The sequence below is a fragment of the Streptomyces sp. NPDC049837 genome (genome assembly GCF_040674455.1).
Classification (GTDB): domain Bacteria; phylum Actinomycetota; class Actinomycetes; order Streptomycetales; family Streptomycetaceae; genus Streptomyces.
Genome location: NZ_JBFAMP010000001.1, coordinates 553,496 through 572,766 on the forward strand (window position 1 = coordinate 553,496; position 19,271 = coordinate 572,766).

The window sequence follows — 19,271 nt, forward strand, 5'->3', positions numbered from 1 at the left end:
CCGTCCGTACGTGTTCGCCAGCAGGTCTTCGGACTCGGGATCATCCGGGCGCGGCGCCTTCCCGGGCCGGTCTCCGGCCCAGTGGCTGTGGTTGCCACGCCCGTCACCCTCACCGCTGCGCGTCAGTTCCGGATTCGCACCGGATTCCCTGACTCACGTACACGCGTACGGAGTACGACTGGCCTGCGCAAGCTACCACGGGTGCCCACTCGCGCTCACGCGCCGAGGACTCCGAGCAGGCGGGTGACCTCATGGGCCATGGCCGTACGCCCGGCACCGAGGTAGTGGCGTGTGTCGGCCACCATGGGGTCCGCGTCGAGAGCCCGGCGGGCGGCGCCGGTGAAGACCCGGTTCAGGTGGGTGGCGATGTTGACCTTGGTCATGCCGTGGCCCACGGCCGTGGCGAGGCCGTGGTCCGCGACCCCCGACGAGCCGTGCAGCACCAGGGGTACGGGGACGGCGGTACGCAGCGCGGCGATCAGGGCGAAGTCCGGTGCGGCGTCGCGGGTGAGCATGGCGTGCGAGGTGCCCACGGCCACCGCCAGGGCGTCCACGCCCGTGGCCGCGACGAAGGCCGCCGCCTCGTCCGGGTCGGTGCGGGCGCCCGGGGCGTGCACGCCGTCCTTGCCGCCGACCTCGCCCAGTTCGGCCTCCACCCAGACACCGGACGCGTGGCAGCGGGCCCGTATGCCGGCCATGGCGCGGACGTTCTCCTCGTACGGCAGGGTCGATGCGTCGTACATCACCGACGTGAAGCCCAGCGACACCGCTTCGGCGACGAGCTCCGGCGAGGTCGCGTGGTCCAGGTGGACGGCCACCGGAACCGTCGCGGCGCGGGCGACGGCCAGCGTCGCCGTGCCGATCGGGGTGAGCGCGCCGTGGTAGCGGGCGGCGTTCTCGCTGATCTGGAGGACCACGGGGGCGCCCGCCGCTTCGGCGCCCGCCACGATGGCCTCGGCGTGTTCGAGCTGGATGACGTTGAAGGCCCCGACGCCCCTTCCGGCGCGTGCGGCGGGGGTGACGATGTCGGCCGTCCCTACGAGGGGCATGGTGCTTCTCCTGGTGTACGGGGCAGGGGCGTTGAGGGTGACGGCGACACCGCTCCCGAACGGCGGGCCAGGAGGTCCTGGGCGAGGTACGCCGCGCCCATGCAGCCCGCCCGGTCGCCGAGCCGGGCCGCGACGACCTGGGGCACGGCCCGGAAGCGGGCCTGGAACGTGAGGCGTTCGGCGAGCGCGGCGCGCAAGGGGGCGAGACAGGACTCGCCGGCCCCGGACAGGCCGCCGCCGATGACGACGCGCTCCGGGTCGTACAGGGTGATCGCGGTGGTCAGCGCGTCGGCGAGGGCCTCGACCGCCTCGGACCAGATGGCGGCGGCCTTGGCGTCCCCCGCTTGGGCCCGGCCCTGGACGTCCCTGGCGGTGATGCCGCACCGGCCGGTGGCACGGGAGTAGCGGCGGGCGATGGCGGAGGCGGACGCCACGGTCTCCAGGCAGCCCCGCGCGCCGCAGTGGCAGCGTTCTCCCCCGGGCCGCACCACGAGGTGCCCCAGCTCCCCGGCGCCGCCATGGCCACCGGTCAGGGCCCGGGCCCGGCCCCCGGTGAACACGGCGGCGGCGATCCCGGTGCCGACCGGCACGAAGAGGAAGTCGCCGCAGCCCCGCCCGGCGCCGGCCCTGGCCTCCGCGAGGCCGCCGGCCCGGACGTCGTGCCCGAACGCGACGGGCAGGTCGAGGTGTTCGGCCAGCCAGTCCTTGACGGGTACGTCGCGCCAGCCGAGGTTGGTGGCGAGGACGGAGACGCCGTCGTACTCGTCGACGATGCCGGGAACGACGACCCCGGCCGCCTCGGCCGCCGGGCAGCGTTCGGCCAGTTCGGCGGCGCGGGCGAGCACGGTCTCCAGGACGGCGTCCGGGCCCCGGTCCGCCCGCGTGCACCAGCGCTCGGTGTGGCGCAGGGTGCCGTCGTCGGAGAGTACGCCGCCCTTGATGTACGTGCCTCCGACGTCCAGGGCGATGACCGTCATGACTCCACCCGGACGCCGGCCCCGGCTCCCGCCCCGGCCCCGGCTCCCGCCCCGGCGTCGGCGTCGGCGTCGGCGTCGGCGTCGGCGTCGGCGTCGGCGTCGGCGTCGGCCAGGACGACGGAGCGGGTGAGGTGGCGGGGCCGGTCGGGGTCGAGGCCGCGCCGGCCGGCCAGGGCGACCGCGAGGCGCTGGGCGCGCACCAGTTCGGCGAGCGGGTCGGCCGGGGAGACGGAGACGTACGCGCCGGTCGCCCGCACCTCGTCGAGGAGGCCGGCCGGCGGCGCGCCGAAGAACCAGACGGCTCGCCCGGGTCCCGCGATGCTGATCGGGCCGTGCCGGTACTCCATCGCCGCGTACGACTCCGTCCACGCCCCGGCCGCCTCCCGCAGTTTGAGCGCGGCCTCGTGGGCGAGGCCGACGGTCCAGCCGGTCCCGAGGAAGGTGAACTGCTCGGCGGCCACCGCCTCTTCGGCGAGTGGGGCGAGCACGGCCCGCTCGGCCTGTTCCGGCAGGTCCGGCGGTACGAGACCGAGGCCGGCGCGCAGCAGGACGAGGGCCGTGGTGGCGAACCTGGTCTGCGCGACCGACCGCTCGTCGGCGAACGACAGGTCGACGACCGTGCCCGCGACATCACGGACGGGCGTGCCGGGGTCGCCGGTGAGCGCGACCGTCGGGGTGTCCCCGGCCAGCCGTCGCAGCGTGGTGAGCACCTCCGTCGTGGTGCCGGAGCGGGTGATGGCGAGCGCACGGTCGTAGCGGCGGGTCACCGGGTACGCGGAGGCGGCGAAGGCGTCGGTCTCCCCCAGCCCGGCGGATTCGCGCAGTGACGCGTACGCCTGGGCGATGTGGAGGGAGGTGCCGCAGCCGATGACGGCGACGCGTTCGCCGTCCTGCGGCAGCCCGGCCGGGCGCGCCTCCAGCGCACGCCGCCAGCACGCGGGCTGGCCGGCGATCTCCCCGTCGACATGACTCATGGTGGCTCCTGGATTCGTGATTGAAGATGGCCTTTTTATAGGCCTATCGCTCAGCTTTAAGCAAGAGTGCGCACGAATGCGCACCGAGCTGAGCGGGCGGGTTACGCTCACAGCCCGAAACAGCCCAAGCAGGCCGTGACGCGACAGAGGAGAACGGTGATGGGTACGCACGAGCGGTGGACGCGGCTCCTCGACGCGCTGAGCGAGCGGGGCAGCATCGAGGTGGCCGAGGCCGCCGAACTGCTCGACGTCTCCCCCGCCACCGTCCGCCGGGACCTGGAGGAGCTGGCGCGCCAGCAGCTCCTGACCCGCACCCGCGGCGGGGCGGTGCTCAGCGGGGTCACGTACGACCTGCCCCTGCGCTACAAGACCGCGCGCAAGGCGGACGAGAAGCACCGCATCGCCCGTGCCACCGCCGCGCTCATCCCGCCGGGCGCGGTCGTCGGGCTGAACGGCGGCACGACGACCTCGGAGGTGGCCCGCGAGCTGGTCACCCGCCCCGATCTGGCCGAGCATCGCGCCGGGACCGCCCTGACGATCGTCACCAACGCCGTGAACATCGCCAACGAACTGGCCGTCCGCCCGTATGTGAAGACCGTGGTGACCGGCGGGGTCGCCCGACCGCAGTCGTACGAGCTGACGGGCCCGCTCGCGGCCGCCGTCCTCCAGGGCCTGTCACTCGACTACGCGATCCTCGGTGTCAACGCGGTCGACCCGCGGTTCGGCGCGTCCACCCACGACGAGGGCGAGGCGGAGGCCAACCGGGCCATGGCCGAGCGTGCCGACAGGGTCGTCGTGGTCGCCGACTCCACCAAGCTCGGGCAGCGCGCCTTCGCCCGCGTCTGCGCGATCAGCGAGATCGACGTCCTGGTCACCGACCAGGACGCCCCTGACGACCTCGTCGAACAGCTCACCCAGCAGGGCGTCGACGTCCACCGCGTGTAGGCCTCGCCCGCACTGGGCCCGGTCGAGCAGTCATGCGCGCTCCTGATTGAAACAGACCGCCTTCGCGCACTTGACGTCATCCAGGGTGACTGTTGTCATGGCCCGTCGACCCGTGTTGTCGGCGGCGCCGCCGGATGGCGGCATCCGCATGGCCGGAAGGCGGCTGTGATGCGCGAACGTTCCGTACGACCCCCACGCCGGTGGGGAGGGAGCCGGGCCCGCGGCCGACGCCCGGCGATCCTGGGCCTGGTCGCCGCCATGGTGGCGGCCGTCTTCTCGGTCGCCGGGCCGACGAGCCCCGCGGCGGCGGCGAGCGCCGGTGACGTGACCGGGGTCAGCCGGTCCGGGAACACCGTCACGATCAGCACGTCGACGGCGGCGAAGGCACGGGTGGTGATAGCCCGTCAGGACATCTTCCGGATCTGGCTGTCGCCCAAGGGCACCTTCGCCGACGACCCGGCGGGAGGCGCCCTCGCCATCGACACCGACTTCGGGGCGGTGACGACGAGCGTCACGGACGCCGGCGCCTACTACCGCATCACCACCCCGGCCCTGAACATCCGGGTGAACAAGTCCCCGCTGCGGTTCTCCGTCTACCGCGCCGACAACACCACGCTCGTGTGGGCCGAGTCGCAGCCGCTGTCCTGGACCGGTTCCCAGACCAGCCAGTACCTGGCCCAGGGCCCCGACGAGCAGTTCTACGGCACCGGTCTGCGGCTCGGCGAGTGGGCGCTGCGCGGCAGGACCGTGCCGGTCTCGGTCGCCAACACGTGGAAGGAGAACACCAACGCGAGCCCCGCGCCGTTCTACATGTCGACCAACGGTTACGGCGTGATGCGCAACACCTGGGCCCCCGGCACGTACAGCTTCGGCGCGCCCGGCACGTTCACCCACAACGAGAGCCGCTTCGACGCGTGGTACTTCGTCGGCGACTCGCTGAAGGGCGTCCTCGACGCGTACACGGACGTGAGCGGCAAGCCGTTCCTGGCGCCGATGTGGGGCTTCGAACTGGGCAACGCCGACTGCTGGAACGCCTCCAACCCCGACTACCAGGGCGACCACGACCGGGCGCGCCACCAGACCACCAAGGACGTCCTCGGGTACGCCGCCGACGCCCGCGCCGCCGACATGCCCTCGGGCTGGTTCCTGCCCAACGACGGCTACGGCTGCGGCTACACGGACCTCAAGGCAACGGTCGACGGGCTGAAGGCCAAGGGCTTCCAGACCGGTCTGTGGACCTCCACCGGTCTGGCGAACATCGACCAGGAGGTCGGCACCGCCGGCAGCCGGGGCGTCAAGACCGACGTCGCCTGGATCGGCCCCGGTTACAAGTACGCCTTCGACGGCGTCCAGCAGGCCGTGGACGGCATCGAGAAGAACTCCGACGCCCGCCGTTACGTCTGGACCGTCGACGGCTGGGCCGGTACCCACCGCAACGCCGTCGTGTGGACGGGCGACACCTCCGGCACCTGGGACGCCATGCGCTGGCACGTCCCGGCCATCACGGGCGCCGGCCTGTCCGCGCTCAACTACGCCGCGGGCGACGTGGACGGCATCTTCGGGGGCAGCCCGAAGACGTACGTCCGTGACCTCCAGTGGAAGGCGTTCACCCCGGCGTTCATGACGATGTCCGGCTGGGGCCCCACCAACCCGGAGGCCGGTTACCAGGACAAGCAGCCGTGGCGGTTCTCCGACCCGTACCTGTCCATCAACCGCAAGTACCTGAAGCTGAAGATGCGCCTGATGCCGTACCTCTACTCGGCGAGCCGCGTCGCCACCGAGACCGGCACCCCCACCGTCCGCGCCATGGTCCTGGAGTACCCGAACGACCCCGTGGCGCGCGACAACCGGACGAGCGGCCAGTTCATGTCCGGCGACTCGCTGCTGGTGGCGCCCGTCGTCACCGACACCACGACCCGTGACGGCATCTACCTGCCGGCCGGCACGTGGACGGACTACTGGACCGGCAAGACCTACTCGGGCCCCGGCTGGCTCAACGGCTACTCCGCGCCGCTCGACACGCTTCCCCTGTTCGTGAAGGGCGGCGGCATCGTGCCGATGTGGCCCCAGATGAACCACACGGGCGAGAAGCCGGTGGACAGGCTCACCTACGACATCCACCCGCGCGGCTCCTCCACCTTCACCCTCTACGAGGACGACGGCATCACGCGCGCGTACAAGAGCGGCGCCTACGCGAAGCAGAAGGTCGACGTCACCGCCCCGGCCTCCGGCACCGGCGACGTACGCATCGCCGTCGGCGCGAGCACCGGCACCTACAACGGCAAACCCGCCTCGCGCGGCTACGAGTTCACCGTCCACGCGGCCGCCGCACCCACCGGTGTCACCGTCGACGGCACCGCCCTGCCGGCCCTGCCCTCGAAGGGCGCGTACGACTCCGCCGCCACCGGCTGGTACTTCGACCCGGCCGACCGCTCCGGCACGCTGTGGGTCAAGGCCGGGTCGAAGTCCGGGGCGTTCACCGTCACGGCGAACGGCCTGACGCTGCTCCCGGCCACGGCGGTGCCCGCCACCGGTGCGCCGATCTCCAAGGCCGCCTGGAAGGTCCAGTACGCCGACAGCCAGGAGACCTCCGCCGAGAACGGCGCCGCCGCCAACGCCGTCGACGGCAACCCCGCCACCATGTGGCACACCGCCTACTCCGGCTCCGCCGCCCCGCTCCCGCACGAGATCCAGATCGACCTCGGAGCGCGCTACGACGTGGACGGCCTGTCCTACCTCCCGCGCCAGGACGGCAGCGCCAACGGCCGGATCGGGTCGTACGAGGTGTACGTGTCCGACACGACGGCCGACTGGGGCAGCCCGGTCGCCACGGGCACCTTCGCCGACTCCGCCACCGAGAAGAAGGAGTCCTTCGCGCCCAGGACCGGGCGTTACCTGCGGCTCAAGGCCCTGACCGAGGCAGGCGACAGCGGTCCGTGGACCAGCGCCGCCGAGATCTCCGCCACCGGGAAGGCCACCCCGCTCCCGGTGGACGCGACTCTGGTCAACGGGGCCTCCTCGTCCTGTGTCGACCTGCCCTACGGCTCCACCACCGCCGGCACCGAACCGACCCTGTACTCCTGCCACGGCGGCACGAACCAGCGCTGGACGTTCACGGCCGCCGGGACGCTGACCGGCAAGGATGGCGTCTGCCTCGACGGCTCCGGCGCCACCGTCACCGTACGGCCGTGCGACGGCTCGGCCACCCAGCGGTGGCAGTTCGGCGCCCAGTCGAGCGTGACCAGTGGCGGCCGCTGCCTCGCCCCCGTCCGCTCGGGCACCGCCAACGGCACCAAGCTGGAACTCGCCACCTGCACGGGCACCGCCGCGCAACGCTGGACGCCCAAGGCCTGAGCCCGATTCCGGTCCCTCCACGCCAGCGCGCCGGGTCCGTCAGGTGACGGGCCCGGCGTCGCGGTCTGTGGTCCCCGGTCGGTCAGACGCGGTCGGTCAGACGCGGTCGGTCAGACGCGGTCGGTCAGACGCGGTCGGCCGCGATCAGGACGTACTGGAAGGAGCCGTCCTTGTAGGAGTTGATGAACGCCTCCTCGATCCCGGTGACCAGGGACGACGTGGCCCGCAGCTCCCAGTAGGGGAGGGTGGCGGCCGTCAGGTCGATGACGGCCTGCGGCACCAGACGGTTGTCGGCCATGGCGCGCAGGTACTCCCGGCGGGAGTGGATGTTGCACTCGAAGTGCGCGTTGATCTGGGAGACCCACTTCGAGGGCTGGCCGTAACGCGGGTTCCAGCAGCCGGTGATGGTCACGTAGCGGCCGCCGACCCCGAGGACGCGGGAGTGCTCGGCGAAGAGGTCGTGCAGGTCGACGTACATGCTCGACTCGTTGTTCCACGAGCCCGCGGCCTGCCCGGTCTCGAAGGGCATGTCGAGCATGTTGCACACGCGGGCGTGGACGTGGTCCTCGATGCGCAGTTCGCGGGCGCGCCGGTTCGCGAAGTCGGCCTGCTTGGCCGAGAGGGTGACGCCCTCGACCTTGCACCCGAATCGCTGGTGGGCCATGACCATCGAACCGCCCCGGCCGCAGCCCGCGTCCACGAGCGTGTCGTCACGCCCGATGGAGCCGAGGTGGTCCAGGAGGACTTCGGCCTGCGCCGACTCCAGGCGGTGCAGCTCCGCGATCAGCTTCTTCTCGTACTCGCTGTCCTCGGCGTCCCCGAGGGCGGCGTGGTCGACGTCGCCGATGCCGTAGTGGTGGTGGTAGAGCCCGTCGACGTCGCCGAGACGCAGGTTCACGGGCCTGGCCTCCTGGTCCCAGTAGCGGGCGATGTCGCCCTGGTAGGGGGAGGCCGGGCCGGGGACGAACGTCGAGGTGCCGTCCACGGTGGTGATGTCGGTGCTGGTCACAGATGCGTCCATTTCTTACCAGAAGTCGGGCAGGCTGTAGCGGTAGGTGTTGGTCTGGTGCCAGTAGTGGTTGCCGTCGACCCACGCGGCCACTCCGCGGAGGAAGCGCAGCACGCTGGGGACGGGGCAGGCCGCGGCGAGGGCGGCGGCTTCGGCCTCGAAGCCGTGCATGAGGTCGTTGTGGACCTCCACCGCCTTCAGGTAGGCCTGCTGGTCCGAGACGCCGTCACGCTCGGCGATCACCACGGGCAGGTTCAGGTGCTTGCCGGGGCTTTCGAGCTCCTTGGTGTAGGAGTACAGGTCGTTGACGATGGTGGTGGCGTTGGCGGCGAGTGCGATGACGCGCTGCATCGCGGGCTGGGCGTGCAGATCCGCCGGCAGTTCGTAGCCACCGACGGTGTCGGTGATGGTGGGGCAGGGGCGGAAGTTGTTGAACTGGCGCATCGCCAGGTACTCCCACACCTCGGGCACGGTGTCCGTCTCCGCCCATGCGGCCTCGGCCAGGTACCCCATGTGCAGCCGGGCCATGTCGTGCCGGAACCGGTCGGCCTGGGAGGGGGTGGCGAGCTGGACGAAGTACTCCATGGCGGAGCGGTAGGCGCGCCGGGGGGCGTCCGAGTGGAGCGACTCCGCCCACGCCGGCTCGTACTCCTTCGTCGTGTGGACCGGGTCGAGAGCCGTGTGCGCCAGCAGGAGACGGCTGCCGAGACCAACGGGTGAGCCGCCGTGGTCCTCGCAGTAGCAGTCGTCGACCGCGTTCTCGGCGACCATCAGCCGTGTGGCGGCCATCAGGTGGTCGATGGTGGGCGCGTCCGGATGGCAGGCGACCATGTAGCGGCCGACGGAGAAGCCGTCGAACTGGTCCTCCCACTCCGGGGGGTACACCTGGACCTCGTCCACCGCCCACGCCTTGATCCTCCGGCTGACCTCCTCCACCCGCGCCTGGTCCGGCTCCGCCACGGGGTGGTGGTACAGGCCCGGGATCGGCGTGCCCTCCGCCGGTGGCCGCGACTCCGTTGGCGCGGACGGCCCCTGACGCCGGGCCAGGGAGAGCCCGGTCGTGCCCAGACCGCTGGGGCCGCGGATGATCCGTTCCAGGGCGCGGTTCAGCGTGCTCGCCCCGTCAGCGGGCGATGCGGGCGGGGCGGACGAGGCGGACGAGGCGGGCGGGGCTGGTACGTCGGGCCGGGCGCCACCGGCCGGAACTTCGACCTGGGCCTCGGCTTCGGGCTCGGCCTCGGCCTCGGCTGCGGTCTCGGCGGCCTGGGTGCGGGTGTGGACGAGGACATGGGCTGCGAAGCCGGCCGCGGCGGCGGGCAGGCTCGACTGCAGAGGGGAAAGCCCAGGATCGGGCATCCGTGACTCCTTGGTGAGGGGGTGTGCTGTCCCGGGTGCCGGGCGGGCTCGCCCGGCCCGGGAGGCCGGGCTGTCGTGCCGCCGGACGGGTCCGCTAGCCGGACCTGCGGGCGATCTGCACGTTCTCCAGCACGCCGAGCGCGTCGGGCACCAGGATGGCGGCGGAGTAGTAGGTGGTGACCAGGTACGAGATGATCGCCTGCTCGCTGATGCCCATGAAGCGCACCGACAGGCCCGGCTCGTACTCCTCCGGCAGGCCGGTCTGGCGCAGCCCGATGACGCCCTGGTTGTCCTCGCCGGTTCGCATGGCGAGGATCGAGCTGGTGTTCTCCTTGCTGATGGGGATCTTGTTGCAGGGCAGGATCGGCACCCCGCGCCAGGCCGGGACGGGCTGTCCGTCGACGTCGACGTGGTCGGGGCAGATCCCGCGGGCGTTCCACTCGCGCCCGATCGCGGCGATCGTCCTGGGGTGGGCGAGGAACAGCCTGGTGCCGCGGCGGCGGCAGAGCAGCTCGTCGAGGTCGTCCGGGGTGGGCGGGCCGGAGTGGGGCTGGATCCGCTGCTTGAAGGCGGCGTTGTGGAGCAGGCCGAAGTCCCGGTTGTTGATCAGCTCGTGTTCCTGGCGCTCGCGCAGCGCCTCGACGGTGAGCCTGAGCTGCTCCTCGGTCTGGTTCATCGGCTCGTTGTAGAGGTCCGCGACCCTGGTGTGGACCCGGAGAACGGTCTGCGCCACGGAGAGTTCGTACTCGCGCGGGTGGAGCTCGTAGTCGACGAAGGCACCCGGCAGCTCGACCTCGCCGGTGTGGCCGGCCGACATCGCGATCTCGGCCTCGCCGTGACGGTTCTGCCGCTGGAGGGGCAGCGAGCTGAACCGCTCGATGTGGGCCTGGAGTCCCGGCGACGAGGACAGCACGGCGGCGAAGTCGGCGCGGGACAGGGTGAGCAGGGTGCCGTTGGTCTCGGCGGTGGCGGTGTAGTCCCACCTCGCGTCGGCGTCCAGAAGGGCGTTCTCACCGAACCGGTCGCCGTCGGCGAGTACGGAGACGGTGACCTCGTCGCCGTACTTGCCGACGGAGGTCTGCTTGACCCGGCCGTGGGCGATCAGGTGGATCCGCTCCGCGGGGGCATCGTGCTCGGCCAGCACCTCGCCGGCGCGGAATTCGCGCTGGACGCACCGGTCGGCGATGGCGGTCAGCACCTCGTCGTCGTCGAAGCCGCGCAGCAGCGCCAGTTCGCCGAGCTCGCGGGGGATCACCCGGACGTCGGCACCGTCCTGGAGGAACTCGATGTGCCCGTCGCCGACGGCGTAGCTGAGCCGGCGGTTCACCCGGTAGACGCCGCCCTTCGCCTCCACCCAGGGGAGCATCCGCAGCAGCCAGCGGGAGGTGATCTCCTGCATCTGCGGGGCGGACTTGGTGGTGGTGGCGAGGTTGCGGGCGGCGGCGGTGCCCAGGCTGGACTGCTGGGGCGGTTCCAGCCGTGCCTCCGGGCCGGTCTCAACTGTCATCAGGTCGGGCTCTCCTCGGCAAGGGCGGTGATCGGCGTTCGCGCGCGCCAACCGGTGAAAAAGGAAGAATGCAAAAGGGAGAAGCGATTCGTTTTCTGGGAGAAGGCCCAGATCCCGGGGAACAGTAACGGCCGGTGCCACGGGCTCGCCGCGCGACGCCGTCGGCATTACCTCGAAGCAGTGATCTTGGTCCGCACGGGGTTTACCCGGCCAACCGGTGTAACCGGGCTGCGTACGGCGACGCTTCGGGGACACCGGGGTGACGCACCCGTCACGCCCGTGTTGGCACACTGCGCCGGAGTGTCCCTGGAGCATCGGGCTCCTGCTCACCACTGACGTGCTGTGGGAGGGATTCCGTTCGATGCCAGCGCCGAAGGCTTTCGCGGTGCGGCCGACGGCGTCGACGGCGGTGTCCGCGCCGACGAAGCAGCGGCCGGAGACGACCGGTTCCACCCGGCCCCCGGTGGGCACGTCCAACGCGGCGGTGAAGAACGCCCTGGCGGGCCGGGGCGGACCGGTGACGGCTCCGCCCTTCCCCGGGCGGCTGACGCCCGCCGCCCAGGACATGGTCGGCAACGGCGCGGTCGCCGCGGCCGGCCGCGGCGAGGCGGGGGCCGCTCCGGCGGCTCGTGGCTCGGAGGCGGAGGCCCCGGCGGCTTCCGGCGGCGGGCAGAAGGCGAAGGCCCGGCCGGGCCCCGAGGCGGATCCGAAGTTCGCGGCGCTGAAGAAGGACGTACGGCACAAGAAGCGGGCGCTGGCCGCCTCGCACCCGCCGCCGCGTGCCGAGGCGGTGGCGGCGCAGGACGCCGCGCTGCCGCCCAAGGACGACGAGGTGGCGCAGGGCAAGACCGCCAACGCCGAGAAGATGAACGAGGCCAAGCCGAAGGAGTTCGACAAGGACGCCTTCATCAGGGCGGTCGAGAAGGCGATCGCGGACAAGGCCCCGAAGAACCTGGACGAGGCGGACAAGTTCGCCGGCTCCGGCAAGGCGGACGAGGTCCGGGCGGAGGTGCACGGCAGGGTCGGCGAGGGCAAGTCGGACTCGGCCGAGCAGATCGCCACGACGACCGCCGCCCCACCGGACACGTCGGCGGCCGTGCCCAAGAAGGTCGTGCCGATGAGCGCGGACCGGCCCCCCGGCGCTCCGGGCGCGCCGAACCCCGCGCAAGCCGTGCCGGACAGGCTGCCGCCGTCGGCCACCGACATGTCGGCGGGCCCCGCCGACGTCGACCGCCGGATGGCGGACGCCCAGGTCACCGAGGGCCAGTTGCGGAAGTCCAACGAGCCGGCGTTCACCAAGGCGCTGGGCGAGAAGCAGGCCGCCGAGCGGCACTCCGACACCGCGCCCGGGCGGCTGCGCAAGCACGAGGCGGCCGAGCTGCGCGCCTCCACCGCGCAGGCCAAGCGGCTCGGCACCGCCGCCATGGCCGCGATGGGCGCCGAGCGGGTGCGCACCGGGCAGCGGGTCGACACGGGCAAGAAGGGCGCGAAGGGCCGGGACGAGGAGAAGCGGGCCCAGGTCACGGCGGTCCTGCAAGGCGTCTTCGACACGATGAAGAAGGACGTCGAGGCGATCCTGGAGGGCCTGGACAAGCTCGTCGACGACCAGTTCAGCCGGGGCGAGAAGGCGGCCCGGGAGGCGTTCACCGCCGAGCACCGGCGGAAGATGGACGAGTACAAGGACCGCCGGTACTCGGGTGCCACGGGCAAACTGCGCTGGGTGCGGGACCTGTTCGCGGGACTGCCCGCCGAGGCGGACAAGATCTTCGAGGAGGCCCGCGACAACTACGTGCGCCGGATGCGGCAGGTGATCTCCGGTGTCGCCGACACCATCGGCGCGGAGCTGACCCGGGCCAAGCGGCGCATCGCCCAGGGCCGGGCCGAGCTGCGGGACGCGGTGCGCAAGCTCCCGGCCGACCTGCGGGCGATCGGACAGCAGGCGGCGGCGGAGTTCAGCGACAAGTTCGACGAGCTCACGCAGGCCGTGGACGACAAGGGCACCCAGCTCGTCGACACGCTGGCCACCAAGTACACCGAGGCGCTCAAGGCCGTCGACGACGAGATCGCCGCGGAGAAGGAGAAGAACAAGGGCCTGGTGGCCAAGGCCGTGAACGCGGTCAAGGCCGTGATCAACACGATCCTGGAGCTGAAGCGGCTGCTGCTGGCGGTCCTGGCCAAGGCCGCCCAGGCGGTCATGCTGATCCTCAAGGACCCGATCGGCTTCCTGCGCAACCTGGTCTCCGCCGTCGGCGCCGGTCTGCGGCGGTTCCTCCAGAACATCGGCCGCCATCTCCAGCAGGGCATCCTGTCGTGGCTGTTGGGCCGGACGGCCGAGGCGGGCATCGAGATGCCGGCGAAGTTCGACACCCAGGGCGTGGTGAAGATGCTCGCCGGCCTGCTGGGCCTGACGTGGCAGAACATCCGCGCCCGGATCACCCGCAAGGTCCCCGAACCGGCGGTCGCGGCGGCCGAGACGGGCGTACCCCTCCTCGCCGACGTGCGCAAACGGGGCGTCGCGGCGATGTGGGAGGACCTGAGGACACGCGTCGGCGACCTGAAGAAGAAGCTGCTCGACGACGTCATCGCCTATGTCACTCCAACGATCGTGGTCGCCGGCATCATGTGGGTGATCTCGCTGCTCAACCCGGCGTCCGCGTTCGTCCGGGCCGTAAAGCTGATCATCGACTTCATCCGGTTCATCGTCACCCAGGCCCGCCAGATCTTCGACTTCGTTAACGCGGTGCTCGACGCGGTCATCGCCATCGCGCGGGGCGGCAGCGGCGGCGTACCAGCCCTGATCGAACGCGCCCTGGCCCGTTCGATCCCCGTCCTGCTCGGCGTCCTTGCGGCCATCCTGGGCGTGGGCGGCATCGCCGGCCGGGTCCGGCAGATCGTCCAGCGGCTGTCGGCCCCGGTCAACCGAGCGGTGGACTGGGTCATCGACAAGATCGTCGGGCTGGTGAAGAAGCTGTGGGCCAAGCTCAGGTCGAAGCCGGACAAGAAGAAGCCGCCGAAGCGCCGCCCGGACCGCGACGGCACCGGCGGGCCCCACCGGCGCAGGCGCCCCGACCGGCGGCGCAAGCCGGACCGGCGCGGGCCGAAGCGGAAGGACCGGCGCGGCCCCGGGAAGAAGCGCCCCGACAAACGGTCCAGGAAGGACATGCTGCGCGCCCTCGACGCCGCCGTGCGCGATGCCACACGTCTGCTCGACGCGGAAGGCGCGACGGAGGAGAGCGTGCGGCGGGGACTTCCGGCGATCAAGGTGCGGTACCGCCTCACCCGGATCGAGCTGGAGCAGCCGGGCCCGAGCAGGTACTTCGTCACAGTGGCGATCAACCCGAAGAAGCGCACCTCGTACCGGGATCTGTTCCCCTACGAGATCGGCAAGGCGAGGAAGCCGATCGGCATGCGGAGGCACCCGCACGCGGTCGTGCAGCTCAACGCCCTGACACAGCCCTTCAAGGGCAACGAGCTCTGGATCGGCTTCGTCGTCAACATGGCGGCGATCCCCGACGAGATCAAGAAGAACCCGAAGGTGGCACTCCGGTACCTCGACAAGGCGTGGGCGGGCACGGGGGCCAAGCACGCCGAAGACCTCGCGGAGGCGCGCACCGCAGTCGTGATCGGTGTCAACACGTTCGAGCGGCTCAATCCCCAGGAGGGGGACCCGGTCAGCGACGCCATCAACAGCGTCCTCAAACAGCCGGAGCTCCGGCTCGCGGTGTTCGGCTTCGTCTGGACGCCCCGGTGGGTCAACAGCAAGGACGGTTCCGCGGCCGGCATGGACGAGGTGCGCGTGGCCTACCGGAAGCTCAAGGGCCGTCACAAGAAGCGGGCAGAGGCCAACGAGAAGGGTCTGCGCGACAAGGGCGCACTGCCCTACGGCCTGTTCCGCGAGGAGGTGCTGCGCTCCGAGTACACCCGCAAGGCGGTGGACATCCTCAAGCCGCCGGTGAACCGCCAGGTCCACATCGTGAGCCAGGACGCCGACACGGGTGTCGCCGCCCGGAGCGGTGCGGGGGTCCTCAGGGCGTACGAGAAGGTGCTCCTGGAGATGGACCGGCATCCGCTGCTCACGATCGGCGGCTACCACTTCGAGGACTTCGACTGGGGCCGGAATGCCAACCGCCGTGGAAAACAGCTCACGCTGCTGGCCAACCGGTTGGACCGGGCCATCCGGGTCGCCATCGCCAAGGAGTACCCGCAGATGCTCTACCCGACGGAGCCCAACATGCTCATCAAGGCGTGGGACGAGGAGAGCTCCGGCGGCATCTTCCAGAACGCCAGGACCTCCGCCCTGCTCACGGCCGGGGACCACGCGCGCAGCCAGGGCAAGCTGTTCGGCGTGGGCAGTGCCGAGGGCCGGACCTTCCGCAACGAGCTGATGAAAATCTTCGGCACGGACTTCTCCGTCGCCTACGCGCCGGAGGCGAGCACCAGCACCAGCCCCCTGCCCCGCGACCTGACCCGGGGCCTCACCGTCAGGCCGGAGGCCGTCCGTCTGGCCGCCCAGGGACGCATGCGCGGCAAGAGGTGGCTGGAGGCCATCCGTGTCAGCCACCGCATGTACGCGCTCATCATCCAGTCGCAGTCCAACGCCAGCGCCAATACCCTGGCCAGGGAGTTTTCCCGGGCCACGCGCGGGATCAGCGACAGCGTCAGGGACGAGCTGAGGACCAAGGTCTTCGTCCATGTGGAGGACGTCGCCATGCTGATGGCCGACAACCCGCGGCTGACGGTCGACAGCCCGGTCATCAAGGCGCGCCTGAGGAAGCTCGAGGCCAACGTCAAGGATCTGATCGAGAGTGACATCGCGGCGAACGAACGCGTCAAGAAGGGCATCGAGCAGGCGCAGAAGATCACTGAGGAGATCATCTCGACGATGACCGCTCCCGAGCTCAGCGGGCTGTGGCAACGTATCCGGCGGGCACTGGACAACACCACGAAGCCGCAGCGGCGAGGAGGACGACGATGACCCCGGAGAGCCTCGACAGGCTGCGGGCGGAGGCATCGCGCGACGACTACACGTCGATGGCCCGGCTGGCGCGCGCACTGTACGAGACGGGGCTCGGCCCGCGCGAGGTCCTGCGCGAGTGCTACGGCGTCACGTTCCCCCCTGAGGTGTTCGTCGTCGTCGAGGGCGGCCTGTGGCGGCTGGACCTGCGTGCCCGCTTCACCAACCAGCCGTGGCAGCTCGCCGTGCCGCCCGACCACGGAGGTCCGTCGGACAGGATCAACAGCATGGTCGACACCGAGCTGCGGCTCCTGGCGGAGGACCCCGATCTGATGCCGCTCTTCCGTATTCCCGCGTTCCAGTTCGACACGGCGGACCAGGTCGTCTGCTACCGGCTCAGTGAGCTGCGGGAGGGCCGCTCGACGGTGTTCGCCCTCCCGCGGACGGCTGCCGCTGGCCAGGCCGTGCGCTGCGGGGATGGGCTGCTGGAGGTCCTGCACGGCGAACATGTCAGGGCGGTCCGTCGTCTGGAGGCGGAGCAGGACAACCCGTCGAGCTGGGGAGCCGGTTCGGTGGACGACGAGGAAGTCGAAGAGGCGTACGAGGCCCTGGAGCGGGTGCGGGAGCTGCAACGGCGGGCGGACGCGCTTCAGGGGGACGCGGGGGCCTGAACGACCTTACGCACCGGTGCAGGCAACAGGGCCGCCGGCCCGGAAACGGCAGGTGCCGACTGGGCCGCCGCGCCCGCCACCGCCGCGTTGCCCACCTGGTTCTGGCCCGCCACCAGGAGGCGCTCGAAAGCGGTCGGCGGCTTCACCGGTGCCGGCGCCGTGGCCGGCGGGGTCTGGCGGGTGGCCGTCGCGGTCTCCTGGGGGCGCGCCGGGGGAACCGGGGCGAGGAGGCGGTGCAGCGAGAGCGGGGGTTCGGTGGGCAGCATCGGCTTCACCCCTCCGGTGCGGCGTCGAGCAGGTGGGCGTGGGGACCGAGTTCGGACGGGCGCAGCAGGCGGGCCTCGCGCTGGAACTGGCGGGCCACTCCGCGTACGACGTGCCGCATGGCGATCGCGTCGCCGCCGGCGTCCGCGGCGGCCAGGGCGGCGGTGCGGGCCGCCGCGGTGATGCCGGCGCCGGTCATGTCGAGGCGGGCCAGCGCGTCCAGGTCGACGTCGGGGGCGAGCGGGGCCTCCTGGGGGAACGCCAGCCGCCACAGCCTGCGTCGCTCGGCCGCGCCGGGGCGGGGGAAGTGGACCACGAAGTGGAAGCGCCGGGTGAACGCCGGGTCGATGTTGTCCTTGAGGTTGCTGGTGAGGATCACCAGGCCGTCGCTCGCCTCCAGGCGCTGGAGCAGGTAGCCGACCTCCATGTTGGCGTACCGGTCGGTGCCGTGCTTGACGTCGCCGCGCTTGCCGAACAGGGCGTCGGCCTCGTCGAAGAGCAGCACCGCGTGGCTCTCCTCGGCCTGCCGGAACGCGGTCTCCATGTTCTTCTCCGTCTCCCCCACCCACTTGGAGACGACCTGGGCCAGGTCCACCTTGAGCAGTTCCAGGCCGAGCATGCCGGTGACGATCTCGGCGGACATGGTCTTGCCGGTGCCCGGCTCTCCGGTGAAGAGCGCCTTGACCCCGCCGTGCGCCGAGCGGCGGGCGAAGCCCCACGTCTCGGAGATCCGGGGCCAGGCGCGGAACGCCGAGGCGATCTCCAGGATCTGTTTGAACTGGACGTCGGGCAGAACGAGGTCGTCCACGGTCCGCCGGGGCACGATCGAGTGCACCGCGCTTCCGCTGCGGCCCCGGGTGACGGTGGCGATGGCGGGTTCGACGTGGTCGGCGACCGGTTCGGGGCGGCCGTTGCCCGCCAGGCGCGCCCCGGCGTCCGCGACCGACGCCACGGCGCGCAGTTCCCCGCCGCTCATCCGGTACCGCACGGCGAGGTCCTCCAGGAGGGGGCCGTTCAGGTCCGGGAGCGCCGCCGACCACATGGCGCGCCGGTCGGTGAACCCCGGTGCGGGGACGGTGAGTTCGGCGTACGCGCGGACGGCGAGCAGGGCCGCCGGGCGCCAGGGCCTCAGGCCGGTCAGGCACACCGGCACGCGGGAGCGGAGCAGCGCGGCGGAGATGGTGTCGATGTGCTCCCGTCCCGGTTCGCCGTGCAGATCGTCGGTGGGGATCCACAGCACCGCGCCAAGCGCGGCGGCCGTCCGCAGGTCGGCCTCGGGGTCGCCGGTCAGCGTCCGCAGCGGCGCTCCGGCAGCCCGGGCCAGGGCCTGTACGGCATCGAGCTGGCCGTCGGGCGGGCAGCCCCACAGCCCGGCCAGGTCGATGCCGCCCGTGCCCAGCGCCCGGCCGAGGCGGGTGAGCCGGTCCGAGGACAGATGCGGGGCGAGAAGGCGCGGGTCCGGCGGTGCGACCTCGCCGGGGTCGTGGCCGAGCAGGCCGGCGTCGGTGCTCCAGCCGAGCAGGAAGTCCAGCACCCCGGGGCCCAGGACGAGTTCCTGCGCGAGCTCCACCGCGGCTTCGCCGTAGGGCCGCAGCAGGCCGTACCGGCGCAGCGGCCCGGCCGGTCCGAGCGCACGGCGCAGGACGAGACGGGCGGCCGCGCTGCCGTCCCGGTCGGCGCTGGCGGGGTCTTCCGCGATCCCGTCCCCTTCGCCGCCGTCCTGGTCCGCCGCACTCCCGGGCCCGTCCGGGACCGACGCGCTCAGCGCCCCGACCGTGACCAGCAGTTCCACGCTCGGCAGCCGCCGGTTCAGGTTGTCCACGATGTACGCGTAGATCCGCTCGTAGCCCCGGTCCAGTTCGGGCGCGGCCACCAGGAGCAGCGCGTCCTGCTCGGCGCGGGTCAGGCCGAAGCGGGTGGCGAGCGCGTCGAGCGGCAGGACCGTGCCACGGGCCGACGTACGCCGCCGCAGCTCCCGTTCGGCTTCCGGCTCGGGCCGCCGGGGTGTGTCCGGCGCGGCCATCGCGTCGGTGAAGGCGTGCACCTCGCCGAGCAGCACGTCGACCTGTTCGTCGGTCACGCAGTACGGCGTGAGGTCCGGCCGGGTGAGCCGGGCCGCGAGCCGCGCCTGCCGCTCGACGGCGGCGCGCAGCGCCCGGTGGAGGTCCGCGAGGCGGATCCGCAGGTGTTCCAGCGCCGGTTCCCCCATGT

12 protein-coding genes and 1 riboswitch are annotated in these 19,271 nt (G+C 71.9%); of the genes, 4 read left to right on the forward strand and 8 right to left on the reverse strand.

The window, feature by feature from the left end; translation table 11 throughout:
* Position 1: 1 nt before the first annotated feature.
* Positions 2 to 198, reverse strand: a riboswitch (cobalamin riboswitch).
* A gap of 17 nt (positions 199 to 215) precedes the next feature.
* From AB0J57_RS02550 to AB0J57_RS02560, 3 genes are read right to left on the reverse strand one after another with little or no spacing between them, the layout of a single operon-like run.
* On the reverse strand, positions 216 to 1,049 hold the full coding sequence (locus tag AB0J57_RS02550) for a class II fructose-bisphosphate aldolase (protein WP_366126060.1): 834 nt from the start codon (positions 1,047 to 1,049) through the stop codon (positions 216 to 218).
* A complete protein-coding gene (locus tag AB0J57_RS02555) occupies positions 1,037 to 2,026 on the reverse strand; it encodes an ROK family protein (RefSeq protein WP_366126061.1) in 990 nt (329 codons plus the stop codon). Before AB0J57_RS02555 ends, AB0J57_RS02550 begins: the two co-directional genes overlap by 13 nt.
* Entirely contained in the window at positions 2,023 to 3,000 is a 978-nt protein-coding gene (locus tag AB0J57_RS02560) for a sugar isomerase (RefSeq protein WP_366126062.1), read from the reverse strand. The genes AB0J57_RS02555 and AB0J57_RS02560 overlap by 4 nt, the downstream gene beginning before the upstream one ends.
* Positions 3,001 to 3,159: 159 nt before the next feature.
* On the opposite strand from AB0J57_RS02560, the gene AB0J57_RS02565 reads away from it, so the two are divergent.
* Positions 3,160 to 3,945 carry a DeoR/GlpR family DNA-binding transcription regulator gene (locus AB0J57_RS02565; RefSeq protein WP_366126063.1) on the forward strand — a complete coding sequence of 262 codons (786 nt, stop codon included), beginning with the start codon at positions 3,160 to 3,162 and terminating at the stop codon, positions 3,943 to 3,945.
* 168 nt (positions 3,946 to 4,113) lie between these two features.
* A complete protein-coding gene (locus AB0J57_RS02570) occupies positions 4,114 to 7,299 on the forward strand; it encodes a TIM-barrel domain-containing protein (RefSeq protein ID WP_366126064.1) in 3,186 nt (1,061 codons plus the stop codon).
* Between the two features lie 124 nt (positions 7,300 to 7,423).
* Here the strand turns inward: AB0J57_RS02570 and AB0J57_RS02575 are convergent, their stop codons facing one another.
* The 3 genes from AB0J57_RS02575 to AB0J57_RS02585 all read right to left on the reverse strand — a co-directional run bounded on the left by AB0J57_RS02575 (position 7,424) and on the right by AB0J57_RS02585 (position 11,171).
* Positions 7,424 to 8,320 carry a geranyl diphosphate 2-C-methyltransferase gene (locus AB0J57_RS02575; RefSeq protein WP_366126065.1) on the reverse strand — a complete coding sequence of 299 codons (897 nt, stop codon included), beginning with the start codon at positions 8,318 to 8,320 and terminating at the stop codon, positions 7,424 to 7,426.
* Between the two features lie 3 nt (positions 8,321 to 8,323).
* The gene (locus tag AB0J57_RS02580) at positions 8,324 to 9,664 is read right to left on the reverse strand and encodes a family 2 encapsulin nanocompartment cargo protein terpene cyclase (protein ID WP_366126066.1); all 1,341 of its coding nucleotides are present in this window, start codon (positions 9,662 to 9,664) and stop codon (positions 8,324 to 8,326) included.
* Positions 9,665 to 9,758: 94 nt separating this feature from the next.
* Positions 9,759 to 11,171, reverse strand: coding sequence for a family 2B encapsulin nanocompartment shell protein (locus tag AB0J57_RS02585; RefSeq protein WP_366126067.1), 1,413 nt, complete (start codon positions 11,169 to 11,171; stop codon positions 9,759 to 9,761).
* Positions 11,172 to 11,532: 361 nt separating this feature from the next.
* Here AB0J57_RS02585 and AB0J57_RS02590 point away from each other — a divergent pair, with 361 nt between their 5' ends.
* Entirely contained in the window at positions 11,533 to 16,146 is a 4,614-nt protein-coding gene (locus AB0J57_RS02590; RefSeq protein WP_366126068.1) for a hypothetical protein, read from the forward strand.
* Positions 16,143 to 16,796 (forward strand): hypothetical protein, encoded by a 654-nt coding sequence (locus tag AB0J57_RS02595; RefSeq protein WP_366126069.1) that lies wholly within the window; start codon positions 16,143 to 16,145, stop codon positions 16,794 to 16,796. Before AB0J57_RS02590 ends, AB0J57_RS02595 begins: the two co-directional genes overlap by 4 nt.
* Here AB0J57_RS02595 and AB0J57_RS02600 read toward each other — a convergent pair.
* Together AB0J57_RS02600 and AB0J57_RS02605 are read right to left on the reverse strand one after the other, a co-directional pair.
* Positions 16,775 to 17,062: a hypothetical protein gene (locus tag AB0J57_RS02600; protein WP_366126070.1), complete on the reverse strand. Its 288-nt coding sequence runs from the start codon at positions 17,060 to 17,062 to the stop codon at positions 16,775 to 16,777. The two genes, AB0J57_RS02595 and AB0J57_RS02600, sit on opposite strands and share 22 nt — an antisense overlap.
* 5 nt (positions 17,063 to 17,067) lie before the next feature.
* Positions 17,068 to 19,269 (reverse strand): ATP-binding protein, encoded by a 2,202-nt coding sequence (locus tag AB0J57_RS02605; protein ID WP_366126071.1) that lies wholly within the window; start codon positions 19,267 to 19,269, stop codon positions 17,068 to 17,070.
* Between the last annotated feature and the right edge of the window lie 2 nt (positions 19,270 to 19,271).